At 63.2% G+C, this 18,371-nt stretch carries 17 protein-coding genes; 8 read left to right on the top strand and 9 right to left on the bottom strand.

What is annotated here, in order from left to right:
* Window positions 1–14 precede the first annotated feature (14 nt).
* Both QIW53_RS05675 and QIW53_RS05670 read left to right on the top strand, forming a co-directional pair.
* Entirely contained in the window at window positions 15–890 is an 876-nt protein-coding gene (locus QIW53_RS05675) for an ATPase (RefSeq protein ID WP_371048659.1), read from the top strand.
* Window positions 891–981: 91 nt separating this feature from the next.
* On the top strand, window positions 982–1,830 hold the full coding sequence (locus QIW53_RS05670; RefSeq protein WP_371048658.1) for a cache domain-containing protein: 849 nt from the start codon (window positions 982–984) through the stop codon (window positions 1,828–1,830).
* Window positions 1,831–1,915: 85 nt separating this feature from the next.
* On the opposite strand, the gene QIW53_RS05665 is transcribed toward QIW53_RS05670, so the two are convergent.
* Window positions 1,916–3,370 (bottom strand): MDR family MFS transporter, encoded by a 1,455-nt coding sequence (locus tag QIW53_RS05665; protein WP_371048735.1) that lies wholly within the window; start codon window positions 3,368–3,370, stop codon window positions 1,916–1,918.
* Window positions 3,371–3,726: 356 nt separating this feature from the next.
* On the opposite strand from QIW53_RS05665, the gene QIW53_RS05660 reads away from it, so the two are divergent.
* Complete coding sequence (locus tag QIW53_RS05660; RefSeq protein ID WP_371048657.1) at window positions 3,727–4,623, top strand: helix-turn-helix domain-containing protein; 897 nt, start codon at window positions 3,727–3,729, stop codon at window positions 4,621–4,623.
* Window positions 4,624–4,632: 9 nt separating this feature from the next.
* On the opposite strand, the gene QIW53_RS05655 is transcribed toward QIW53_RS05660, so the two are convergent.
* Window positions 4,633–4,809, bottom strand: a complete 177-nt coding sequence (locus QIW53_RS05655; RefSeq protein ID WP_192305427.1) for a hypothetical protein — start codon at window positions 4,807–4,809, stop codon at window positions 4,633–4,635.
* Window positions 4,810–4,926: 117 nt separating this feature from the next.
* On the bottom strand, window positions 4,927–5,832 hold the full coding sequence (locus tag QIW53_RS05650; RefSeq protein ID WP_371048656.1) for a LysR family transcriptional regulator: 906 nt from the start codon (window positions 5,830–5,832) through the stop codon (window positions 4,927–4,929).
* A 144-nt stretch (window positions 5,833–5,976) separates the two neighbouring features.
* On the opposite strand from QIW53_RS05650, the gene QIW53_RS05645 reads away from it, so the two are divergent.
* Window positions 5,977–6,591 (top strand): NAD(P)-dependent oxidoreductase, encoded by a 615-nt coding sequence (locus QIW53_RS05645; RefSeq protein WP_371048655.1) that lies wholly within the window; start codon window positions 5,977–5,979, stop codon window positions 6,589–6,591.
* Window positions 6,592–6,655: 64 nt separating this feature from the next.
* Here the strand turns inward: QIW53_RS05645 and QIW53_RS05640 are convergent, their stop codons facing one another.
* A complete protein-coding gene (locus QIW53_RS05640) occupies window positions 6,656–7,531 on the bottom strand; it encodes a LysR substrate-binding domain-containing protein (RefSeq protein ID WP_371048654.1) in 876 nt (291 codons plus the stop codon).
* Between the two features lie 159 nt (window positions 7,532–7,690).
* Here QIW53_RS05640 and QIW53_RS05635 point away from each other — a divergent pair, with 159 nt between their 5' ends.
* On the top strand, window positions 7,691–9,328 hold the full coding sequence (locus QIW53_RS05635; RefSeq protein WP_371048653.1) for a 5-guanidino-2-oxopentanoate decarboxylase: 1,638 nt from the start codon (window positions 7,691–7,693) through the stop codon (window positions 9,326–9,328).
* Complete coding sequence (locus QIW53_RS05630) at window positions 9,325–10,773, top strand: aldehyde dehydrogenase family protein (RefSeq protein ID WP_371048652.1); 1,449 nt, start codon at window positions 9,325–9,327, stop codon at window positions 10,771–10,773. The genes QIW53_RS05635 and QIW53_RS05630 overlap by 4 nt, the downstream gene beginning before the upstream one ends.
* A gap of 112 nt (window positions 10,774–10,885) precedes the next feature.
* Here QIW53_RS05630 and QIW53_RS05625 read toward each other — a convergent pair whose 3' ends face one another.
* On the bottom strand, window positions 10,886–11,815 hold the full coding sequence (locus QIW53_RS05625; RefSeq protein WP_371048651.1) for an AraC family transcriptional regulator: 930 nt from the start codon (window positions 11,813–11,815) through the stop codon (window positions 10,886–10,888).
* Window positions 11,816–12,217: 402 nt separating this feature from the next.
* Between QIW53_RS05625 and QIW53_RS05620 the strand changes: the two genes are divergently transcribed.
* Both QIW53_RS05620 and QIW53_RS05615 read left to right on the top strand, forming a co-directional pair.
* A complete protein-coding gene (locus tag QIW53_RS05620; protein WP_371048650.1) occupies window positions 12,218–12,562 on the top strand; it encodes a putative quinol monooxygenase in 345 nt (114 codons plus the stop codon).
* Between the two features lie 41 nt (window positions 12,563–12,603).
* Window positions 12,604–12,834, top strand: coding sequence for a hypothetical protein (locus QIW53_RS05615; protein WP_371048649.1), 231 nt, complete (start codon window positions 12,604–12,606; stop codon window positions 12,832–12,834).
* A 9-nt stretch (window positions 12,835–12,843) separates the two neighbouring features.
* Here QIW53_RS05615 and QIW53_RS05610 read toward each other — a convergent pair whose 3' ends face one another.
* The 4 genes from QIW53_RS05610 to QIW53_RS05595 all read right to left on the bottom strand — a co-directional run bounded on the left by QIW53_RS05610 (window position 12,844) and on the right by QIW53_RS05595 (window position 18,339).
* Window positions 12,844–13,476 carry a flavin reductase family protein gene (locus QIW53_RS05610; protein ID WP_371048648.1) on the bottom strand — a complete coding sequence of 211 codons (633 nt, stop codon included), beginning with the start codon at window positions 13,474–13,476 and terminating at the stop codon, window positions 12,844–12,846.
* 144 nt (window positions 13,477–13,620) lie between these two features.
* The gene (locus QIW53_RS05605) at window positions 13,621–14,940 is read right to left on the bottom strand and encodes an MFS transporter (RefSeq protein WP_371048647.1); all 1,320 of its coding nucleotides are present in this window, start codon (window positions 14,938–14,940) and stop codon (window positions 13,621–13,623) included.
* Window positions 14,941–15,253: 313 nt separating this feature from the next.
* Window positions 15,254–16,579: a sigma-54-dependent transcriptional regulator gene (locus tag QIW53_RS05600; RefSeq protein WP_371048646.1), complete on the bottom strand. Its 1,326-nt coding sequence runs from the start codon at window positions 16,577–16,579 to the stop codon at window positions 15,254–15,256.
* Window positions 16,564–18,339, bottom strand: coding sequence for a sensor histidine kinase (locus QIW53_RS05595; RefSeq protein ID WP_371048645.1), 1,776 nt, complete (start codon window positions 18,337–18,339; stop codon window positions 16,564–16,566). Before QIW53_RS05595 ends, QIW53_RS05600 begins: the two co-directional genes overlap by 16 nt.
* Window positions 18,340–18,371 lie beyond the last annotated feature (32 nt).

Here is an 18,371-nt window from a genome sequence, read left to right as displayed (position 1 = left end):
CAAAGGTTGACTCAATGTCCATGCGTAACGATGCCAACGACGACTTCGACGATGTACCGAGCCTGCGGGCCGATGTCCTCGACGACGATGATTTCCCAACCACGGCGCGCACCACGGTCCATTCGCGCACGCCACCGGTGGTCAAGGTCAAGGCGGCGAGCACCGGCCCCTTGTGGGCGCTGGTCGGCGCGTTGTTCTTCGCCTTTGCGGGCCTCGCGTGGTGGAGCTTCCAGCAGATTTCACTGATGGAGCAGCAACTGGTGGCGACTCAGGAAAGTTTCGCGCGCATCAGTGAGGAAGCGGCGGGGCGCCTGCAGGACATTTCCGGCAAGGTGGTCGCCAGCCAGACCAACGTCACCACCGACAGCGAAGCGCTGAAACTGCAAATCCGCCAGTTGGAAAGCAAGCTTCAGGACCAGAGCAAGCAGCAGCAGGGCGTCGTCGGCCAGACCACGGACCTGGACAAGCGCCTGGCGCAAATGACGGCGCAAACCAGCGACCTGGACAAACGCCTGGCACAGGCCAGCGCCCAGAACACCGAGCAGCAGACCGCCAACACGCAATTGCAGGCCCAGGTCAAAGCCTTGAGCGGCGAACTGGCGGCGTTGAAAAGCGCGCCTGCGGAAACCGACAAGATCGACGCCCAGCTCAAAAGCCTGGGTGCCGACATCGCCGCCCTGAAAAAACAGGGCAACCCGAGCGCTGCCATCGAGCGCCTGGAGCAGGACATCATCGTGCTCAAAAGCGAGCAGGACAACCGTCCGGCTGCAGCACCGGCGGCATCCAGTACCGCCGAATTCGACGCCTTCCGCAGCCAGATCACCCGCAACATCAACACCCTTCAAGCGCAAATCCAGAACCTGCAGCAGCAGTTGCGCGCCAAGCCCTGAGGCTGGTTTGTGACTGCGGTTTGCTGAATATCCCTGTATGCCCCATTGCCGTCTACGCTCTTGAAACACTGACAGGAACGAGGGATGAGCAATGGGGGTTTTGCACAGGTTGGCCCTGTTGGGGGGCTTGGTGTTGCTGTTTGCGGGGCAGGCACAGGCTGCCGCGACTGAAAAGCAAGACAGCAAGGCGGCCATCGCCTTGCTGGAAAAAGCCCTGGCCTATTACCACGACAACGGCGACAAGGCGTTCGCGGCGTTCAGTCGCCAGGGCGAATTCGTCGACAAGGATCGCTATGTGTTCGTGGTCGATACCCAGGGCGTGATGCTGGCCAGCGGCGGCCCGTCATCGGCATTGATCGGGCGCGATGTGTCGCAAGTGCTCGGGCCGGATCTGCGCAAGGCGTTCCAGAACGCGCTGAAAGTGCCGGAGGGCAACGGCATTCAGGAAGCTGAATATCGCTGGCAGAACTGGTCCGATGGCAAGGTCGAGCGCAAGCATGTGTATTACCAGCGCATTGGCCAGCGCATCCTGGCGGTGGGGTATTACCTGCCACGGGCCTCGGCAGAGCAGGCAATGGCGCTGCTGAACAAGGCGGCGACGGACCTGACCAAGGACGAAAAGGGCACGCTGACGGCGATCAATTCCCTAAAGGGCGGTTACCTGCAGGATGACCTGTATGTGTTTGTCGTCGACCTGGACACCCAGCGTTATGTCGCCCACGGCACCAACCTGCGCCTGGTCAACACCGATTTCGGCAAGATCAAGGACCCGGAAGGCAAGCCGGTGGGTGAGCCGATCCTGGCGTTGATCGCCCAACAGGATTACGGCGAATACGCCTACAAGTGGAAAAACCCGGTGACCGGCAAGGTCGAAGACAAGCACGCCTACCTGAAGAAGGTCGGGCATTTCCTGGTGGCGGTGGGGTATTACAGCCCTTGAGCCGCGCTGAGCGATGGCTCCCATCGCAAGCGGGCCTGTTCCCCTGTGGGAGCGAGCCTGCTCGCGATGCGGTCTGCACGGTGGTCTAGCGAACCTTGTCCTCGCGTCCGCGCAGCAACCGGTTCGGCATCACGATCGCCGCCGCCAGCCCCAGCAGTGACACCGCCGCGCTGACCAGCAGCAAATGCCGGAAGGTCAGCAGCAGCTCCGCGCGCAACGCAGTCTGTTCCTCCCCCGGCGCGGCGTTCAGGCCGTCGAGCAGGACGTTCCCGGTATGCCCCTCGGCCAGCAGGGTCGAACCTGCCAGGTGCGAAAAGCTCGAGTCCTGCAGCAACGCCAGCAGCAGTGCCGACATCAACGCCACCCCCACCGCGCCGCCCAGGGAGCGGAACAGGTTGGTGGTGCTGGTGGCCACGCCGATGTCACGCTGGTCCACGGCGTTCTGTGTACCCACCAGCGACGTGGGGAACTGCATGCCACCGGAGATCCCGTTGAGCAACATGAACAGGCTGCTCAGCCAGAACGCCTGTGGTGCACTGAATGCCATGCCCAGGATCGAGATCGGCATCAGGATCGCGCCCGCCAGAATCTGCGGCTTGTAACGACCGGTGACCGAGGTTCGACGGCCGGCGAAATAAGCGCCAATCGGTAACCCCATCGCCAGTGGCAGCAGATGCAGGGCCGCGCTGTCGGCCCCGGCGCCGGTCACGCTCTGAAAGCGCAGCGGCATCAGCACAATCAGCGAAATCGCCTGAAAGCTGGTGAAGAAAATCGTGCACCAGCACAGCAGCGCGTTGCGGTTGGCAAACAGGTGCATCGGCAGCAACGGCTCCCGGGCGCGGCCTTCATGCCAGACGAAGAGCGTCAGCACCATCACGGCCGCGGCAAACAGCCCGAGCACTTCGCTGCTGCGCCAGGAATGCCCTTGGCCGACCTGGGTAATGCCAAGCAGCAAAGCGGTCAAGCCGATGATCATCAGCAGCGTGCCGAGGTAGTCGATGACGGGTTTGCGCTGGGGAATCGGCAGGCCCACCAGGTTGCGTCGGGCCACCCAGTAGGCACCGAGCCCCAGGGGCAGGTTGATCAGGAACACCCAGCGCCATGACAGGTATTCGGTCATGTAGCCGCCCAGCACCGGACCGGCCACGCTGGCCACCGCGTACATGCTGCTGAAATAGCCCTGATAGCGACCGCGCTCCCGGGGCGGCACGATGTCGCCGATGATCGCCTGGCTGACCGAAATCATTCCGCCGGCGCCGATGCCCTGGACAATTCGCGCCAGCACCAGTTGCTCCATGCTCTGGGCCATGCCGCAGAACAACGAAGCCAGGGTAAACAGCCCCATGCCGAACAGCATCAGCCGGCGCCGTCCATACAGGTCGCCCAGTTTGCCGTAGATCGGCACCGCCACGGTCATCGCCACCATGTAGCCGGAAATTACCCAGGCCAACAGGCTGACATCCTTGAACTGTGCGGAAATGGCCGGCATGGAAACGGCGACGATGGTCTGGTCCAGTGCGCCGAGAAAGATCGCCAGCATCAGCGCAATCAGCACATTACGAAGGACGGGTCTGGACGTGTCGGGCGGGTTCGGATGAGGCACGGAAAAACCTGCAGGCAGTGGGCGGACCGCCAGCAGTGCGGCGGTTGGAAATGCTCGACAGTCTAAGTCGGTAGCAAGCTATTCGATAGCCTCGTACGAAAACCGCAGGTCATTTTCTCCCAGGGTTTTTTCAATGCGTCGCCCCACGCACATCTCAGGTGAGGTATTTTCATGGGACAGGCGCACGCATTTTTCACTTGCGGGTCTTTCAACCGAGGGTGAAAACTGAGGGGCCCCCTGTACCGTCAATCGTGCATTTATTGCCCGCTACTCCCGAGGCCTGGATTGAAGTGATGAACAAGCCTGACCTGCCTTCGATACCGGTGTTCAAGCTCTACGGTGAAAGCCTGGACTGGCCGACACCGGACTTGCTGCACTGCGAAACCATCTCCAAACGCAGCCGCGAGCACCAGTGGGAAATCAAACCCCATCGTCACGCCGATTTATGCCAGTTGCTCTTCGTGTTCAAAGGTCAGGCCGAGCTTGAAATCGAAGGCGACCGCACGCAATTGAACGAACCGGCGATCCTGGTCCTGCCACCGTTGTCGGTGCACGGCTACCGTTTTTCCGAGGATGTCGAAGGGTTTGTCGTGACCCTGGCGGCGCCGTTGGTCGCCCACCTTCAGGCGCAACTGGGGCATTCGGTGAATGCCCTGGCCCAGGCGGACAGTTATCCGTCGGGTGCTGACAGCGATTACCTCAACAGCCTGTTCCAGGCGCTGCAAACCGAATACACCGGGCATCAACCGGCCCGGGAGATGCTCATGCATTCGCTGGTCAGTGTGATTCTGGTGTGGGTGAGTCGCCAGGCGCTGTCACGTCGCAGCGCCACGCAACGTCCGCAGCGCGCTCGGGAATACCTCAACGGGTTTATCCAGCTCGTGGAAGAAACCTATCGCCAGCATGTCAAGGTCGAGGACCTGGCTCATCGCCTGGGGATTTCCGTCTCCCACCTCAACGGCACATGCCGGGAGCTGGCCGGGCAACCGGCCCTGCAGATCGTGCACGAACGGCAATTGCTGGAGGCCAAGCGCCTGCTGACCTACACCAGCATGACCATTTATGAAATGTCCGAAGTGTTGGGGTTTTCCGATCCGACCAACTTCACACGTCTGTTCCGCCGCCGGGTGGGCATTTCACCCAAGGCGTTCCGCGACCGCTTGAAGGCCGATCAGGATCACGAGGGCTGAGCGCCGTCGTTACCGCAGCGCGTTGAGGGTGGCGTTGTGGGGGATGCACCGCTCGAAGTTGCAGCTGGCGTATTCTCGGGGCAGTTGTCGCAACTGCTCCACGCGCCAGGCCGCTGTACCGTACAGTGCCAGCGTGGCGGCGCAGGTCAGGAAAATTGCGAGGTATCTTCTTGTTTTGATGTTCATGGCGTAGACCTCTGAACGCATACCCATGTATTGAGCATAGGTCAGGGGTGATGAGTTGCCAGTCAGGGGGCGGTTGCTTTTGTCCCGATATTCAAAACGGTGATACCCCCTGTGGGCTCACAGCCCTTTGTCCCACGCCGGTTCCTGGGGGAACCGCTCCACCAGAAAATCCAGCAGGCTGCGCAACGCCGCCGGCATGTGTTTGCGCGAGGCATATACGGCGTAGATATTCATCAACCGAGGCTCGGCCTGGGGCAGCAGGCGCACCAGTTCGCCGCTGTGGATATGCGCGCCGGCCTGATAGGTCGGAAGCATCGCCACGCCGGCGCCGGCTATCGTTGCGCGCAGCAGCGTGCTGGCTTCATTGGCGCTGATATTGCCCTGTACCGGGATCGACAGCGGTTCGCCGTCCTGCTCGAAATGCCACAGGCTCTTGCCGACATAGGAATGGGTCAGGCAGTTATGCTGGCTGAGGTCTTCGACTCGTCGTGGCGCCGAATGCGCCTGCAGGTACGCGGGAGCGGCGCAGATCACCGAGCGGCAGACCGTCAGCCGACGGGCGATCAGGTTCGGGTCCAGCTCATTGCTGGTGCGAATCGCCAGGTCGATGCGTTCGTCCACCAGGTTCACGGTGCGGTCGAGCATCTGCAGATCAACGCTCACACCGGGGTAGCGCTTGACGTAGGCGGTCATCGCGTCGGCCAGTTGCGCCTGGCCGAACGACGTACTGACGCTGATGCGCAGCAGGCCCCGAGGCGCGTCGTCGGGTTCGCTGACGGCGGCCTGCATGTCGGCTGACAGCTCAAGCATCTGCCGGCAACGGGGCAGGGTTTCGCTGCCGGCGGTGGTCAGGCTCAATTTGCGCGTGGTGCGGTGCATCAGGCGAGCGCCCACCCAGTCTTCCAACTCGGCCAGATAGCGCGAAACCACCGGCCGTGACAGCTCCAGGTGGTCGGCGGCGGCGGACTGGCTGCCGAGGTCGACCACCGTGACGAACACCCGCATTGCGTGTAGACGATCCATGATTTGCCCGATTTCAGAAACAAACTATGTCGCAGCATCGCATTTTTTGTACTGAACCAGGCAACTAAGCTCGCCTTGTTATCACTGATTTCAAGGGGGAGATGTGGCAAGGCCCCCTGACATTCAAACCAATTGGAGTAGCTCATGAGCAAGATCGCAATCATCGGTGCCACCGGCCGTGCCGGCAGCCAACTGTTGGAAGAAGCCCTGCGTCGTGGCCACAGCGTCACGGCCATCGCCCGCGATACGTCGAAAATCGGCGAGCGTGCCGGGGTGGTCAGCAAGAATGTCGACGTCCTGGATGCCCAGGCGCTGCAAGCGGCGGTGACGGGCCATGACGTGGTGATCAGCGCGGCACATTTCGCCACGATTCCGAGTGCGGCAGTGATCGAGCCGGTGAAAAAGGCCGGGGTGAAGCGCCTGCTGGTGGTGGGCGGTGCCGGTTCGCTGTTGTTGCCCGGTGGCAGCCGTGTGATCGACAGCGAGGGCTTTCCCGAAGCCTACAAGGCCGAGGCCAGTGCCGGTGCGGTGTTCCTCGAGGACTTGCGTCGCGAGCAGCAACTGGACTGGACGTTCGTGTCGCCGTCTGCGGAGTTCGTCGAGGGTGAGCGCAGCGGCACGTTTCGTCTCGGTCAGGACGACTTGCTGGTGAGCAGTGCAGGGCGCAGCTGGATCACCTTTGCCGATTATGCGATTGCGCTGATCGACGAAGTGGAAACGCGGAAGCACTCGCGCCAGCGGTTTACGGTCGGTTACTGACGATCGTTCCCCCGTGTTTCGGCAGGCGCTTGCTGGCTCCTGCCGGACGGGGGGAGGGATGGGCTCAACGCGCTTGAGCCTGCTCCACCAGCCAGGCCATCAGCTCACGCAATCGTGGCGACGGGGCGGTCTTTTCCGGGAACACCAGGTAATACGCCAACCCGGTCTTGACCTTCAACTCAAACGGCATGACCAGCCGCCCGGCGCTCAAGTCATCGCCGATCAACGACCAGTCGCCGATCGCCACACCGGTGCCCTGGGACGCCATCGACATCGCCAGGTCAAGCGTTTCGAAATGCTGGCCCCTGACGTTGTTCAGGTGCAGGTTCGCCGCTTTCAACCAGGCATTCCAGTCACGCTCATCCTGCGTCGGGTGCAGCAGCAAATGTTGTTGCAGGTCCGCTGGCGTCAGGGCCAGGGGCGCTTCGAGCATCGACGGTGAACAGACGGGTGTCAGTTGTTCTTCGAACAGCAGGCAGGAGGCGAGCGCGTTGTCGGGGGCGGTGCCATAGATCACCGCCGCGTCGAACTGCTCACGCTGGAAATCCACGCCGTGCCTGACCGTGGTGGTCAAGGCCACCGGCACGTCCGGACGCTGCTTTTGCCACTCCAGCAAGCGCGGCAGCAGCCAGCGCATGACACAGGTCGGCGCCTTCAATTGCAGGGTTTCGCGCTTCTCGCCGATCTGTTCCATCGCCTCGTCGATCAGGCCGAACACCTGCTGAACCCGTGGCAGCCACGCCCGGCCTTCAACCGTCAATTCCAGGCCCCGGGCCTGACGGATGAACAGTTCATAACCGAGAAAATCCTCCAGCCCGGCGATCTGCCGACTCACCGCGCCCTGGGTGATGAACAGTTGTTCGGCAGCACGGGTGAAGTTGCAGCACTGCGCGGTAATCAGAAAAGTGTGCAGCGCCGGCAGGGGAGGCAATCGTTTCATCGAGATCCAAGGTATGACGTACGGACATGGCTGGCATGATTTTTTATCCATTGTTGCGGCAACGTGTCGACCGTTCCAATGAGGCCATCCCTGGACCTGCCCGTTCATCATAAACACAGCGCAGGCCCGGCGTCTCAAACGAACAAGAAGGGCAAAGACATGGCGACGTGTGGCGAGGTATTGGTCAAGTTACTCGAAGGCTACGGGGTCGAGCAGGTGTTCGGCATTCCCGGGGTGCACACCGTGGAGCTGTATCGCGGGCTGGCCCATTCGAGCATCAACCACGTCACCCCGCGTCACGAACAAGGGGCCGGTTTCATGGCCGACGGATACGCCCGCACCCGTGGCAAACCGGGTGTGTGTTTCATCATCACCGGTCCGGGCATGACCAACATCACCACTGCCATGGGCCAGGCCTACGCCGATTCGATCCCGATGCTGGTGATCTCCAGCGTGCAGACGCGCAATCAGTTGGGCGGCGGTCGCGGCAAGCTGCATGAATTGCCGAACCAGAACGCGCTGTGCGCCGGGGTTGCGGCGTTTTCCCACACCCTGATGTCGGCGTCCGAACTGCCGGACGTTCTGGCTCGCGCCTTCGCCCTGTTCCAGGCCGGTCGTCCGCGCCCGGTGCACATCGAAATTCCGTTGGACGTGCTGGTCGAGGAGGCCGATGACCTGCTCGCCAGCGTACCGGTAAACATCGACCGTGCTGGCGCTTCGCCGAGTGCGATCAGCCGCATGACCGAGTTGCTCGCCAACGCCAGGCGCCCGTTGATTCTTGCCGGGGGCGGCGCCATCGACGCCGCTGGCGAACTGACCGCGCTGGCCGAACTGCTGGACGCACCCGTGGCGCTGACGATCAATGCCAAGGGGATGCTCGCCTCCGCGCATCCGTTGCTGATCGGCTCGACCCAGAGCCTGGTGGCGACCCGGGCACTGGTGGCCGAGGCCGATGTGGTGCTGGCCATCGGCACTGAGCTCGCGGAAACCGATTACGACGTCACCTTCGCCGGTGGTTTCGAGATTCCCGGCAAGCTGCTGCGTATCGACATCGACCCGGACCAGACCGTGCGCAACTACCCGCCACACCTGGCGCTGGTTGCCGATTCGCGCAATGCCGCGCAGGCCTTGCTCAGCGCCCTGTCGCACAAGTCCCTGGCCGAGCGGCGCACTGACTGGGGCCAGGTGCGTGCCGCGCGCCTGCGCGAAGAACTGACGGCCACCTGGGATGCGCCTACCTTGGCGCAGACCCGTTTGCTCGAAACTGTGCTGAACGAGTTGCCCGAGGCGGTGTTCGTCGGCGATTCGACCCAGCCGGTGTACACCGGCAACCTGACGTTCAACCCGGAGCACCCGCGCCGCTGGTTCAACTCGTCCACCGGTTACGGCACCCTCGGCTATGCGCTGCCGGCGGCGATTGGCGCGTGGCTCGGTGGCCGGGTTGAACAGGGCACGCGCCCGCCGGTGGTGTGCCTGATCGGCGACGGCGGCCTGCAATTCACCTTGCCGGAACTGGCCAGTGCCGTGGAAGCGCGCACCCCGGTGATCGTCCTGCTGTGGAACAACCAGGGCTACGAAGAGATCAAGAAATACATGGTCAACCGCGCCATCGAACCGGTGGGCGTGGACATCTACACCCCGGATTTCATCGGTGTCGCCAAGGCGCTGGGCTGCGCGGCGCAGGTCGCCAACGATGTCGACACATTGCGCAGCGCACTGCGTGCCGCCACCGACCGCCAGGGCCCGACCCTGATTGAAATCGATCAGGCCCACTGGACCCAGGCGGTGTCGAAATGAGCTTTCCAACCACCCTCGACGGCCTGTTCATTGACGGACAATGGTGCGCCGGCCGCGAGCACCTGCGGGTGATCAACCCGGCGACCGAAGCCTTGCTGACCACCGTGGTCGGCGGTGACGAACAGGCGGTCGAACAAGCTGTCAGCGCGGCGACTCGGGCGTTCGCCGACTGGTCGAAGACCAGTGGCTCCGAGCGCGGCGCGATCCTGCGCCGGATCGCGGCCGGCGTGTCGGCCGGCCGTGAACAATTGATGGAGTTGCAGTCGAGCAACAACGGCAAACCCTTGTTCGAAGCGGCCATCGATGTCGATGACGTGATCGCTACGTTCGAGTATTACGCCGGGCTGGCCGAAGGGCTGGACGCGAAATCGGACAGCACCGTTGAACTGCCGACCGAGGACTTCAGCGCCCGATTGCGCCGTGAGCCTTGCGGCGTGGTCGGCCTGATCGTGCCGTGGAATTTCCCGATGGTGACCACCGCCTGGAAGCTCGCCCCGGCCCTGGCCGCCGGCTGCTGCGTGGTGCTCAAGCCTTCCGAGGTCACGCCGCTGCCGGAACTGGAACTGGCGGCGATCATCGCCGAAGCCGGGTTGCCGGCCGGGGTGTTCAACCTGGTCTGCGGCACGGGCCTGGCCGTGGGCGCGCCGCTCTCGGCGGACCCGCGCGTGGCGAAGATTTCCTTCACCGGCAGCAACGCGGTCGGTGTGCAGGTGATGCAGCGTGCGGCCGAAACCGTGAAGGGTGTCAGCCTGGAGCTGGGCGGTAAATCCTCGTTGCTGGTGCTGGCCGACGCCGACCTTGAGCTGGCCGTGGAAGTGGCCTGCGGCGGCGGTTTCTTCAACGCCGGGCAGATGTGCTCCGCCACCAGCCGTGTGCTGGTCGCCGATGAACTGTTCGATGACTTCCTATCCCGCCTGAAGGCCCGCGCCGAAGCCATTCGCGTGGCCGATCCGTTCGATCCGGCCGTGGAGATGGGCGCGCTGGTCAATCAGGCGCAATACCAGCGCGTACTCGGTCACATCGACCGGGGCTTGAGCGCCGGTGCCCGGTTGATTTGCGGCGGCAACCGTCCCGCCGACTTGCCGCGCGGCTATTTCCTGCAACCGACGGTGTTCACCGATGTGCCGCTGGACAGCGCGCTGTGGTGTGAGGAGATTTTCGGACCGGTGATCTGTGTGCGTCGTTGCGGTTCTGAAACCGAGGCCATTGCCTTGGCCAACGACAGCCAGTTCGGGCTGGTGGCGAGTGTCGTGACCCGAAACGCCGAGACCGCCGATCGGGTCGCCAACGCCTTGCAGGCGGGGCTGGTGTGGATCAACGCGCCGCAGGTGATCTTCCCGCAGACCGCCTGGGGCGGCTACAAGCAGAGCAGCATCGGCCGTGAATTGGGGCCATGGGGTTTACAGGCGTTCCAGGAAATCAAACATGTGATTCGGGCGCTCTGACCGCTGCCGGCGGCACGTCGCCCGGACCAGGCTCACTCCTGCAGAGGCGCCGCCGCCCCTGTGGGAGCGGGCTTGCCCGCGATGGGGCCGGTGCAGTCACAATAAGATTCAGCTATACCGACAACCGCAACCGCGCCAGATCCCGCAACGGCGGCGCGCCGAACAGGCGGCTGTACTCACGGCTGAACTGCGACGGGCTTTCATAACCGACGCGATACCCTGCCGCCGACGCCTCCAGTCCTTCGGCCAGCATCAACCGCCGGGCCTCCTGCAAACGCAGTTGTTTCTGATACTGCAGCGGGCTCATCGCCGTCATGGCCTTGAACCGGTGATGCAGGGTCGACACGCTCAGGTTCACTTCCCGGGCCAGGTCGTCGATGCGCAAGGGCTGCTCGTAGTTGCCGTTGAGCCACTTGATGGCCTGGCTGATGCGATGGCTCTGGCTGTTGGCGATGGCGATTTCGTACAGCCGATGGCCCTGCGGGCTGCGCAGCAGCCGATAGAGAATTTCCCGGCGGATCAGCGGCGCGAGCATGGCGATGTCTTTCGGCGTGTCGAGCAGGCGGGCCAGGCGCAGCACGGCGTCGAGCATGGCGGCGTCGATCCGCTCGACGTACAGCCCACGTCCGGTCGGGCGGGTGGGTACGCCCAGGGGGCCAGCGTCGGCGATCAGTGCGTTGATTTCGCTCGGGTCGATGTCCAGGCGAATGGCCAGGATCGGATCCTGCGATGTGACGTTCACCACCCGGCCACTGAGCGGCATCGAGACCGACACCACCAAATAATGCAGCGGGTCGTAATTGAAATACTCATCGGACAGCCGAACCTCCTTGCTGCCCTGCGCCATGATGCACAGCGCCGGTTGCGCCATGACTGAGGCAAAGTCATGGGACTGGCTGTACCGGGACATGAACAGCGAGTCGACGGCCGTCGCATAGTTGCCGTCGTCCGTGGTGTTGCGGCGGATGATGGCTGCCAGTTCCGCGCGCTGTTTTTCCATCTCGGCGTCTGGCGGGGCTTGAACGTGATCGAGCGGCGACATGCAAGGCATCCTCGAGCGGCGGTGTGGGTGTGCTGAGCTTAAGTTTGTGCAAGACGAAGCGGTAGACACATTCTGCTGAATGATTGCCTGATTCTGCACGGGAGGGTCTGGCATATGACCACTGCAGGAGCGAGCATGCTCGCGATGAATGCCCGGGCGCCGCTGGGCATCAGGCTTCCCGCGTTATCGTTGACCTCCATCGCGAGCATGCTCGCTCCTACGGGAACGCGTGTTTCAGCACCGTGACAGGTTTTACACATTGTTACAGGTGCCGAAGACAGCTTCGCAGGAATGGGCAAAAAGCCGGCAGGAATCGACTAACGGCAGGGCGCGCCAGCGCTTAACCTTCGATCCTGTCGCAGCCCGTCCATGGCTGCCACCCAAGTACCTGGGAGGTTGAACATGTCTACGCACAGTCACATGGCTTTTGTCCGCGCTCGCGCCGGGCGCTCCACGGAACTGGGAGTGCGCCTCAGTGCCCTGATCGAACCGACCCGCACCGCCCCCGGCTGCCTGAGTTTTTCCCTGCAACATTCGCAATGTGATCCGCAACTGTGGCTGGTGTCCGGTTTCTGGACGCATCAGCAGGCCATGACTGCGTATTTCAGCACCCCGGCCATGCAGATTTTTGCCGAACTGGTGCAGGAGCTGGTGGTCGATAGCCTGGACTTTCACACCTTCAAAGAGGTGACCGCCGTCCAGGCATTGGGAGAAACCCGGTCCTGGGTACACAAAATGGCGGGTTGAGGGTTTAATGACTCGACTTCTCATCAGCCAGGATCCGCAACATGGCACGCAAAGCCTTTGACCACTTCGAAGCCGTATCCGCTGTCGTTCCCCGCGAAGGCGGCTATTACGCGGCGATTGCCACCAAAGAGATCGGTGGCACAGGTGCGCCGCGCTTCAACAAGTTGCTGGAAGAACAGACTTTCAAGACCGCCATGGACGCCGATGCCGCCGCTGCCGTGGAACTGACCCGCCTCAAGGGCGTCGGTGCAGAAGGCGAGCTGATCTGGTAACTCGCAGGGTCACTGCCTGGCCGCCCCCGGGCGGTGCATCTTGAACAAGGCCTCAGGCCCCAGCTGAAAGTAATCGGCCGGGCCGCCCCCGCGCAGGATCGGTTCTGCCGCGGCGGTGTCGTACACCCCGTCCTTGAGCAGCCACCTGGCGATGTGCACGGCCACCACCTCACCGAGGATCAGCCAGCTCGGCACCACGTTGCCGTCGGCCCGCTGCAGCTGGATGATCTGCGTGACCTTGCACTCGAAGGACACCGGGCTTTCGGCCACACGCGGCACCTGGATGATTTTCGAGGCCACGGGTGTCAGCCCGGACAATGCGAACTCATCGACCTCGGGGCCAACCATCGCACAGCTCTGGTTCATCTGCTCGGCCAGCGGCCGGGTCGCCAGGTTCCAGGCGAACTCGCCGGTCTGTTCGATGTTGTTCAGGCTGTCTTTGCGCCCGACGCTGGAGAAGCCGATGATCGGCGGAATGTAGTTGAAGGCGTTGAAGAAACTGTAGGGCGCCAGGTTCAGGCGACCACTGCCATCCTGGGAAGAAATCCAGCCGATGGGGCGCGGGCCGACGATGGCGTTGAACGGATCGTGCGGCAGACCGTGGCCGTTGGCGGGTTCGTAATAGTGGATGTCATCGGACATGGAGGGATTTCCAGACTTGGTTCGGGACGTCCATAGTGCAAGGACGATCCCCTGATTTCCAGCCCGCGTTCAACGGCGGGAGCAAGCCAATGAAAAAGGGGCAGCCCCGTCAAGGTCTGCCCCTTTTTTGTCGCGTGTCGCCGCTTAGTCGGTGACGATCCGCGAATGTTTGCGGGTGTCTTTCATGGTGATGTACACCAGCAACGACACGGCGATGCACCCGGTAACGTACCAGTAGTAACCGGTTTCCATGCCGATGCTCTTGAACCACAGCGCGACGTATTCAGCGGTGCCGCCGAAGATCGAAACGGTCAGTGCGTACGGCAGGCCGACGCCCAGGGCGCGGATTTCGGTCGGGAACAGTTCGGCCTTGACCACGGCGTTGATCGATGTGTAGCCGCTGACGATGATCAGCGCCGCCATGATCAGGAAGAACGCGCCCCACCAGGTCTGGATGGTGTGCAGGGTCATCAGGATCGGCACGGTGAAAATCGTCCCGAGCACACCGAAGGCGATCAGGATCGGACGTCGGCCGATCTTGTCCGACAGGCCGCCGATGATCGGTTGCAGGCACATGAACAGGAACAGCGTGGCGGCGGAAATGGTGGTGGAGTCGGAGATGCTCATGCCGACGGTGTTCACCAGGTATTTCTGCATGTAGGTGGTGTAGGTGTAGAACGCCAGGGTGCCGCCCATGGTCAGGCCGACCACGGTCAGCAGTTCCTTCGGATGGCGCAGCAAGGTGCGCATCGCGCTTTCCTTGCTCTTCTCTTTCTTGGTGAACGATTCGGTCTCTTCCATGCCGCGACGCAGGTACAGCGCGACGACGGCACACAGGGCGCCGATGGCGAACGGAATGCGCCAGCCCCAGGCATACAGCTGCTCGGTAGTCAGGAAGTTCTGCAACACGATCAGCACGCCCAGTGCGATGAGCTGCCCGGAGATCAGGGTCACGTACTGGAAGCTGGAGAAGAAGCCGCGACGCTCCTTGGTCGCCATCTCGCTCAGGTAAGTGGCCGAGGTGCCGTATTCGCCACCCACCGACAGGCCCTGCAGCAGACGGGCGAACACCAGCAGGATCGGCGCGCCGATGCCGATGACTTCATAACCGGGGCTCAGGGCGATCAGCAACGAACCGAAGCACATCAGGTACACCGAGGCCATCAGCGCCTTCTTGCGTCCGACCTTGTCGGCGTAGAGGCCCATCAGCCAGCCACCGATCGGGCGCATCAGGAAGCCCACGGCGAAGATCGCAGCGGTGTTCAGCAGTTGCGCGGTGGTGTCGCCTTTGGGGAAAAAGGTCTTGGCGAAGTACAGGGAGAAAGCGGCATAGACGTACCAGTCGTACCACTCGACCATGTTGCCGACCGAGCCACTGAAGATCGATTTGATCCGGCTGGCGGTGGTTCGTGGTTGAGCGGCCACGGCAGCCGACCCAAGGGGCAGGGTGTTGGAGTTATCCATTGAAGGATCCTTCGTTTAATTGTTTTTAGTGGGGCGTGTTTAAACGCAGCCTGCCAGGGCTATAGCAGGAGCTGTGCCAAGGGGCGGAGGGCCGGTTTAGAGGGGATGCGAGCAATTTATGAGCGGAAATCCGCTTATTGAAGGTTGGTGGTGAGCGGAAAATTGCTTAGCTGGCCCGGAGTATAAGTTGTCCTTGCTGACCCCATCGCGGGCAAGCCCGCTCCCACAGGGATCGATGGTGTTCACCTTACCTGTGGCTACACGCGGGCCACCTGTGGGAGCGGGCTTGCTCGCGATGGGGCCAGTGCAGGCGCTAGAGAAACATCTCTCTGGCAAGCCCATGCCGCTGCATCTTCTCATTGAAGGTCCGGCGCGGCAGTTGCAGTTCTTCGAGCACCGCCTTGACGTCACCCTTGTGCCGCGTCAGCGCCGCGCGCAGGCATTGGGCTTCGAAGGCTTCCTGCTGCGCCGCCAGCGATTGCCCCGGCTCGACGCCCACCGGTTCCGGTTCGCTCAAGCCGAGCACCTGGCGTTCGGCGACGTTCGCCAGTTCGCGCACATTGCCTGGCCAGTCGTGGCTGAGCAGGCGGCTCAACTGTGCGCCGCTCAGCGGGGCAATCGTGCGGCCCAGGCGCTCGGCGGCATGGCGGGTGAATGCCTGGTACAACAGGGGAATGTCTTCACGGCGTTCGCGCAAGGGTGGCAGCCGCAGTTCGGCCACGTTCAGCCGATAGGCCAGGTCTTCGCGAAAGCGCCCGGCCCGAGCTTCGTCGAGCAGGTCGGGTTTGGTCGCGGCGATGATGCGCAGGTCCACGCGGATGCTCTGGTTCGAGCCCAGGCGCTCCAGCTTCTGCTCCTGCAACACCCGCAGCAGTTTCACTTGCTGGGCCAGGGGCATGCTTTCGATTTCATCGAGGAACAAGGTGCCGCCATCGGCGTATTCGAGCTTGCCGATGCGCTTGCCCTGGGCGCCGGTGAACGCGCCGCTTTCGTGGCCGAACAGTTCGGCCTCGAACAACTGCTCGGGAATTGCCGCGCAATTGAGCGCGACGAACGGCCGCTCGGCGCGCGGCCCGAAGTCATGCAGGCAACGGGCAACCAGTTCCTTGCCGCTGCCGGTTTCGCCACGGATCAACACGTTCACCGGCAGCGTCGCCAGGTCCAGCACCTGCTGGCGCAAGGTCTGCAAGCCACGGGACACGCCCAGCAATGTCGCGTCGAGTTTGGCGCGGTTGTCCGCCTGTTCGTACAGGGCGCGGTTTTCCAGGACCAGGCGCCGCTTGTCCAGGGCGCGACGCAGGCTGCCGAGCAGGGTTTCGGGGCTGAAAGGCTTTTCCAGGAAATCGTAGGCGCCATCGCGCATCGCCTCGACCGCCATCGGCACATCGCCATGGCCCGTCAGCAGGATCACCGGCAGATCGGCATCGCGGCGCTGCACCTCGGCCAGCAACGCCAGGCCGCTCATGCCGGGCATGCGCACATCGCTGAGGATCACGCCGGGGAAATGCCGGGGCAGCTGGGCCAGGCATTCCTCGGCGCGGCTGAACAGCTGGACCTCGAACCCGGACAGGCTCAGCCATTGTTCGACGGCGCTGCGGATGCTGCTCTCGTCGTCGACCACCATCACTGAATTGAGCATGGGCCAGGCGCCTCCGGATCGATGAGCAGGGTCAGGGTAAAGACCGCGCCATGGGCGTGATTGTCGGCGCTCAGGCGTCCGCCCGATTCGTGCGCGATGGCGAAGGATACGGCCAGGCCGAGGCCCAGGCCATCGCCTACCGGTTTGGTGGTGAAAAACGGGTCGAAGACTTGCGCCAGGTTTTCCTCGGCGATGCCGCTGCCGTTGTCGATCACACTCAGGTGCCATAGATGATCGTCGGCTTCAAGGCGGATTTCCAGGCGTTTGCACGGGAGGTCGTGCATCGCGTCCAGGGCGTTGCGCAGCAGGTTGATCAGCACCTGTTCCAGGCGAATCGCATCGCCGCGCACCCAGGCCGGACGGCTCAGGTGCAGCACGCTGCTGACCTGTTCGTCGCGCAGGCGGGTGTCGAGCAGTTGCAGGGACTGATCGACCACCGCAGCCAGGTCCAGGCGTTCGCGCAAGCCGCTGGGGCTCTTGCGGGCGAAGGTTTTCAGGTGGCCGGTGAGGGCGGCCATGCGCGTCAGCATCTCATCCAGCGGTTTCAACGCCTTGTGGGCGTCGTCCACCCGGCCGTGATCGAGCAGCAGGCGCAAGGTTGCCAACTGCATGCGTTGCGCGGTCAACGGCTGGTTGATTTCATGGGCCAGCGCTGCCGACATCTGCCCCAGTGCCGCCAGCTTGGCCGATTGCACCAGGCCGTCCTGGGCGGTGCGCAGGTCGCGGGTGCGTTCCTCCACCAGACGTTCGAGTTCCTCGCGGCTGCGCTGGCGCATTTTTGCCAGGCGCCAGCGCTGGTAGAGGAACAGCAGCAGGAACACCAGGGTCAGCCACAGGCCGGCCGCCGCGAGCGCGGCGTTGCGTCGGTCTTCGACCGCCACCTGGGGTTGGCGCAGCAGGTGCAGGGTCCAGCCTTCGCTGGGCAGCGGCAGGGATTCCCACAGGTAATCGGCCTGGCCGTCCGGGCCGGTGACACGCGCCAGCTGACTGTTGACGTCGAAGTGTTGCAGCGATTGATAGTCCAGCTGACTCAACGGCTGTTTGTCGTATTGACGCGTGGTCTTGAGTTCGGCCAGATCGCTGTCGTTCAACGGTTTGAGCAGGCGATAACGCCAGCCCGGCTGGTTGGCGATGAAGACGATGCCGCGCGCGTCGCTGACCAGCAGGGTGTCGCTGCCCTGACGCCATTCGCGCTCGAGTTCCGGAAACTCGAGTTTGACCACCATCGCCCCGAGGAACTGGCCAGCGTCATCGCTGACCGCACTGGAGAGAAAATACCCCGGAATCCCGCTGGTCACACCCACCGCGTAGAAGCGCCCGGTGCCCTGGGTTCGGGTCTGGCTGAAATAGGGACGGAAGCCGTAGTTATGGCCGACGTAGCTGCTCGGCAGACGCCAGTTGCTCGCCGCCACGGCGAGCCCGGTGTGGTCGAGCAATTCGAGGGTCGAGGATTGCGCCGCGCCGTTGATCCGCTCCAGTTTGCGGTTCAACGCGTCCTGCAATGGCGGGGCGACCGGCCCCTGGAGCGCCGAACGCAGCTCCGGGTCCAGCGCCAGCACGGCGGGCAAGGCGCGGTAGCGTTCGATCAGGGTGTGCAGGGACGTGGCGTACAGCCCCAGTTGCTGACTGGCCCGTGCAGCATCCTCTACCAGCGCCTGGCGCTCGGCGTGGCGCATGGCCAGGGTGGCGGCGAGCACGGTGCCGGCGAGGATCAGCAGGGTGTAGACCGTCAAGCGCAGGGCGCGGGAAATCGGGGGCATGGGACGCAAATCGAACCGGTGATGGGAGGCGC

Origin of the sequence: Pseudomonas fluorescens (genome assembly GCF_041354075.1) — a bacterium.
GTDB classification, from domain to species: Bacteria; Pseudomonadota; Gammaproteobacteria; order Pseudomonadales; family Pseudomonadaceae; genus Aquipseudomonas; species Aquipseudomonas fluorescens_CE.
Note: the sequence above shows the minus strand (reverse complement) of the source record. Positions and strands in the feature narration are given on the sequence as shown.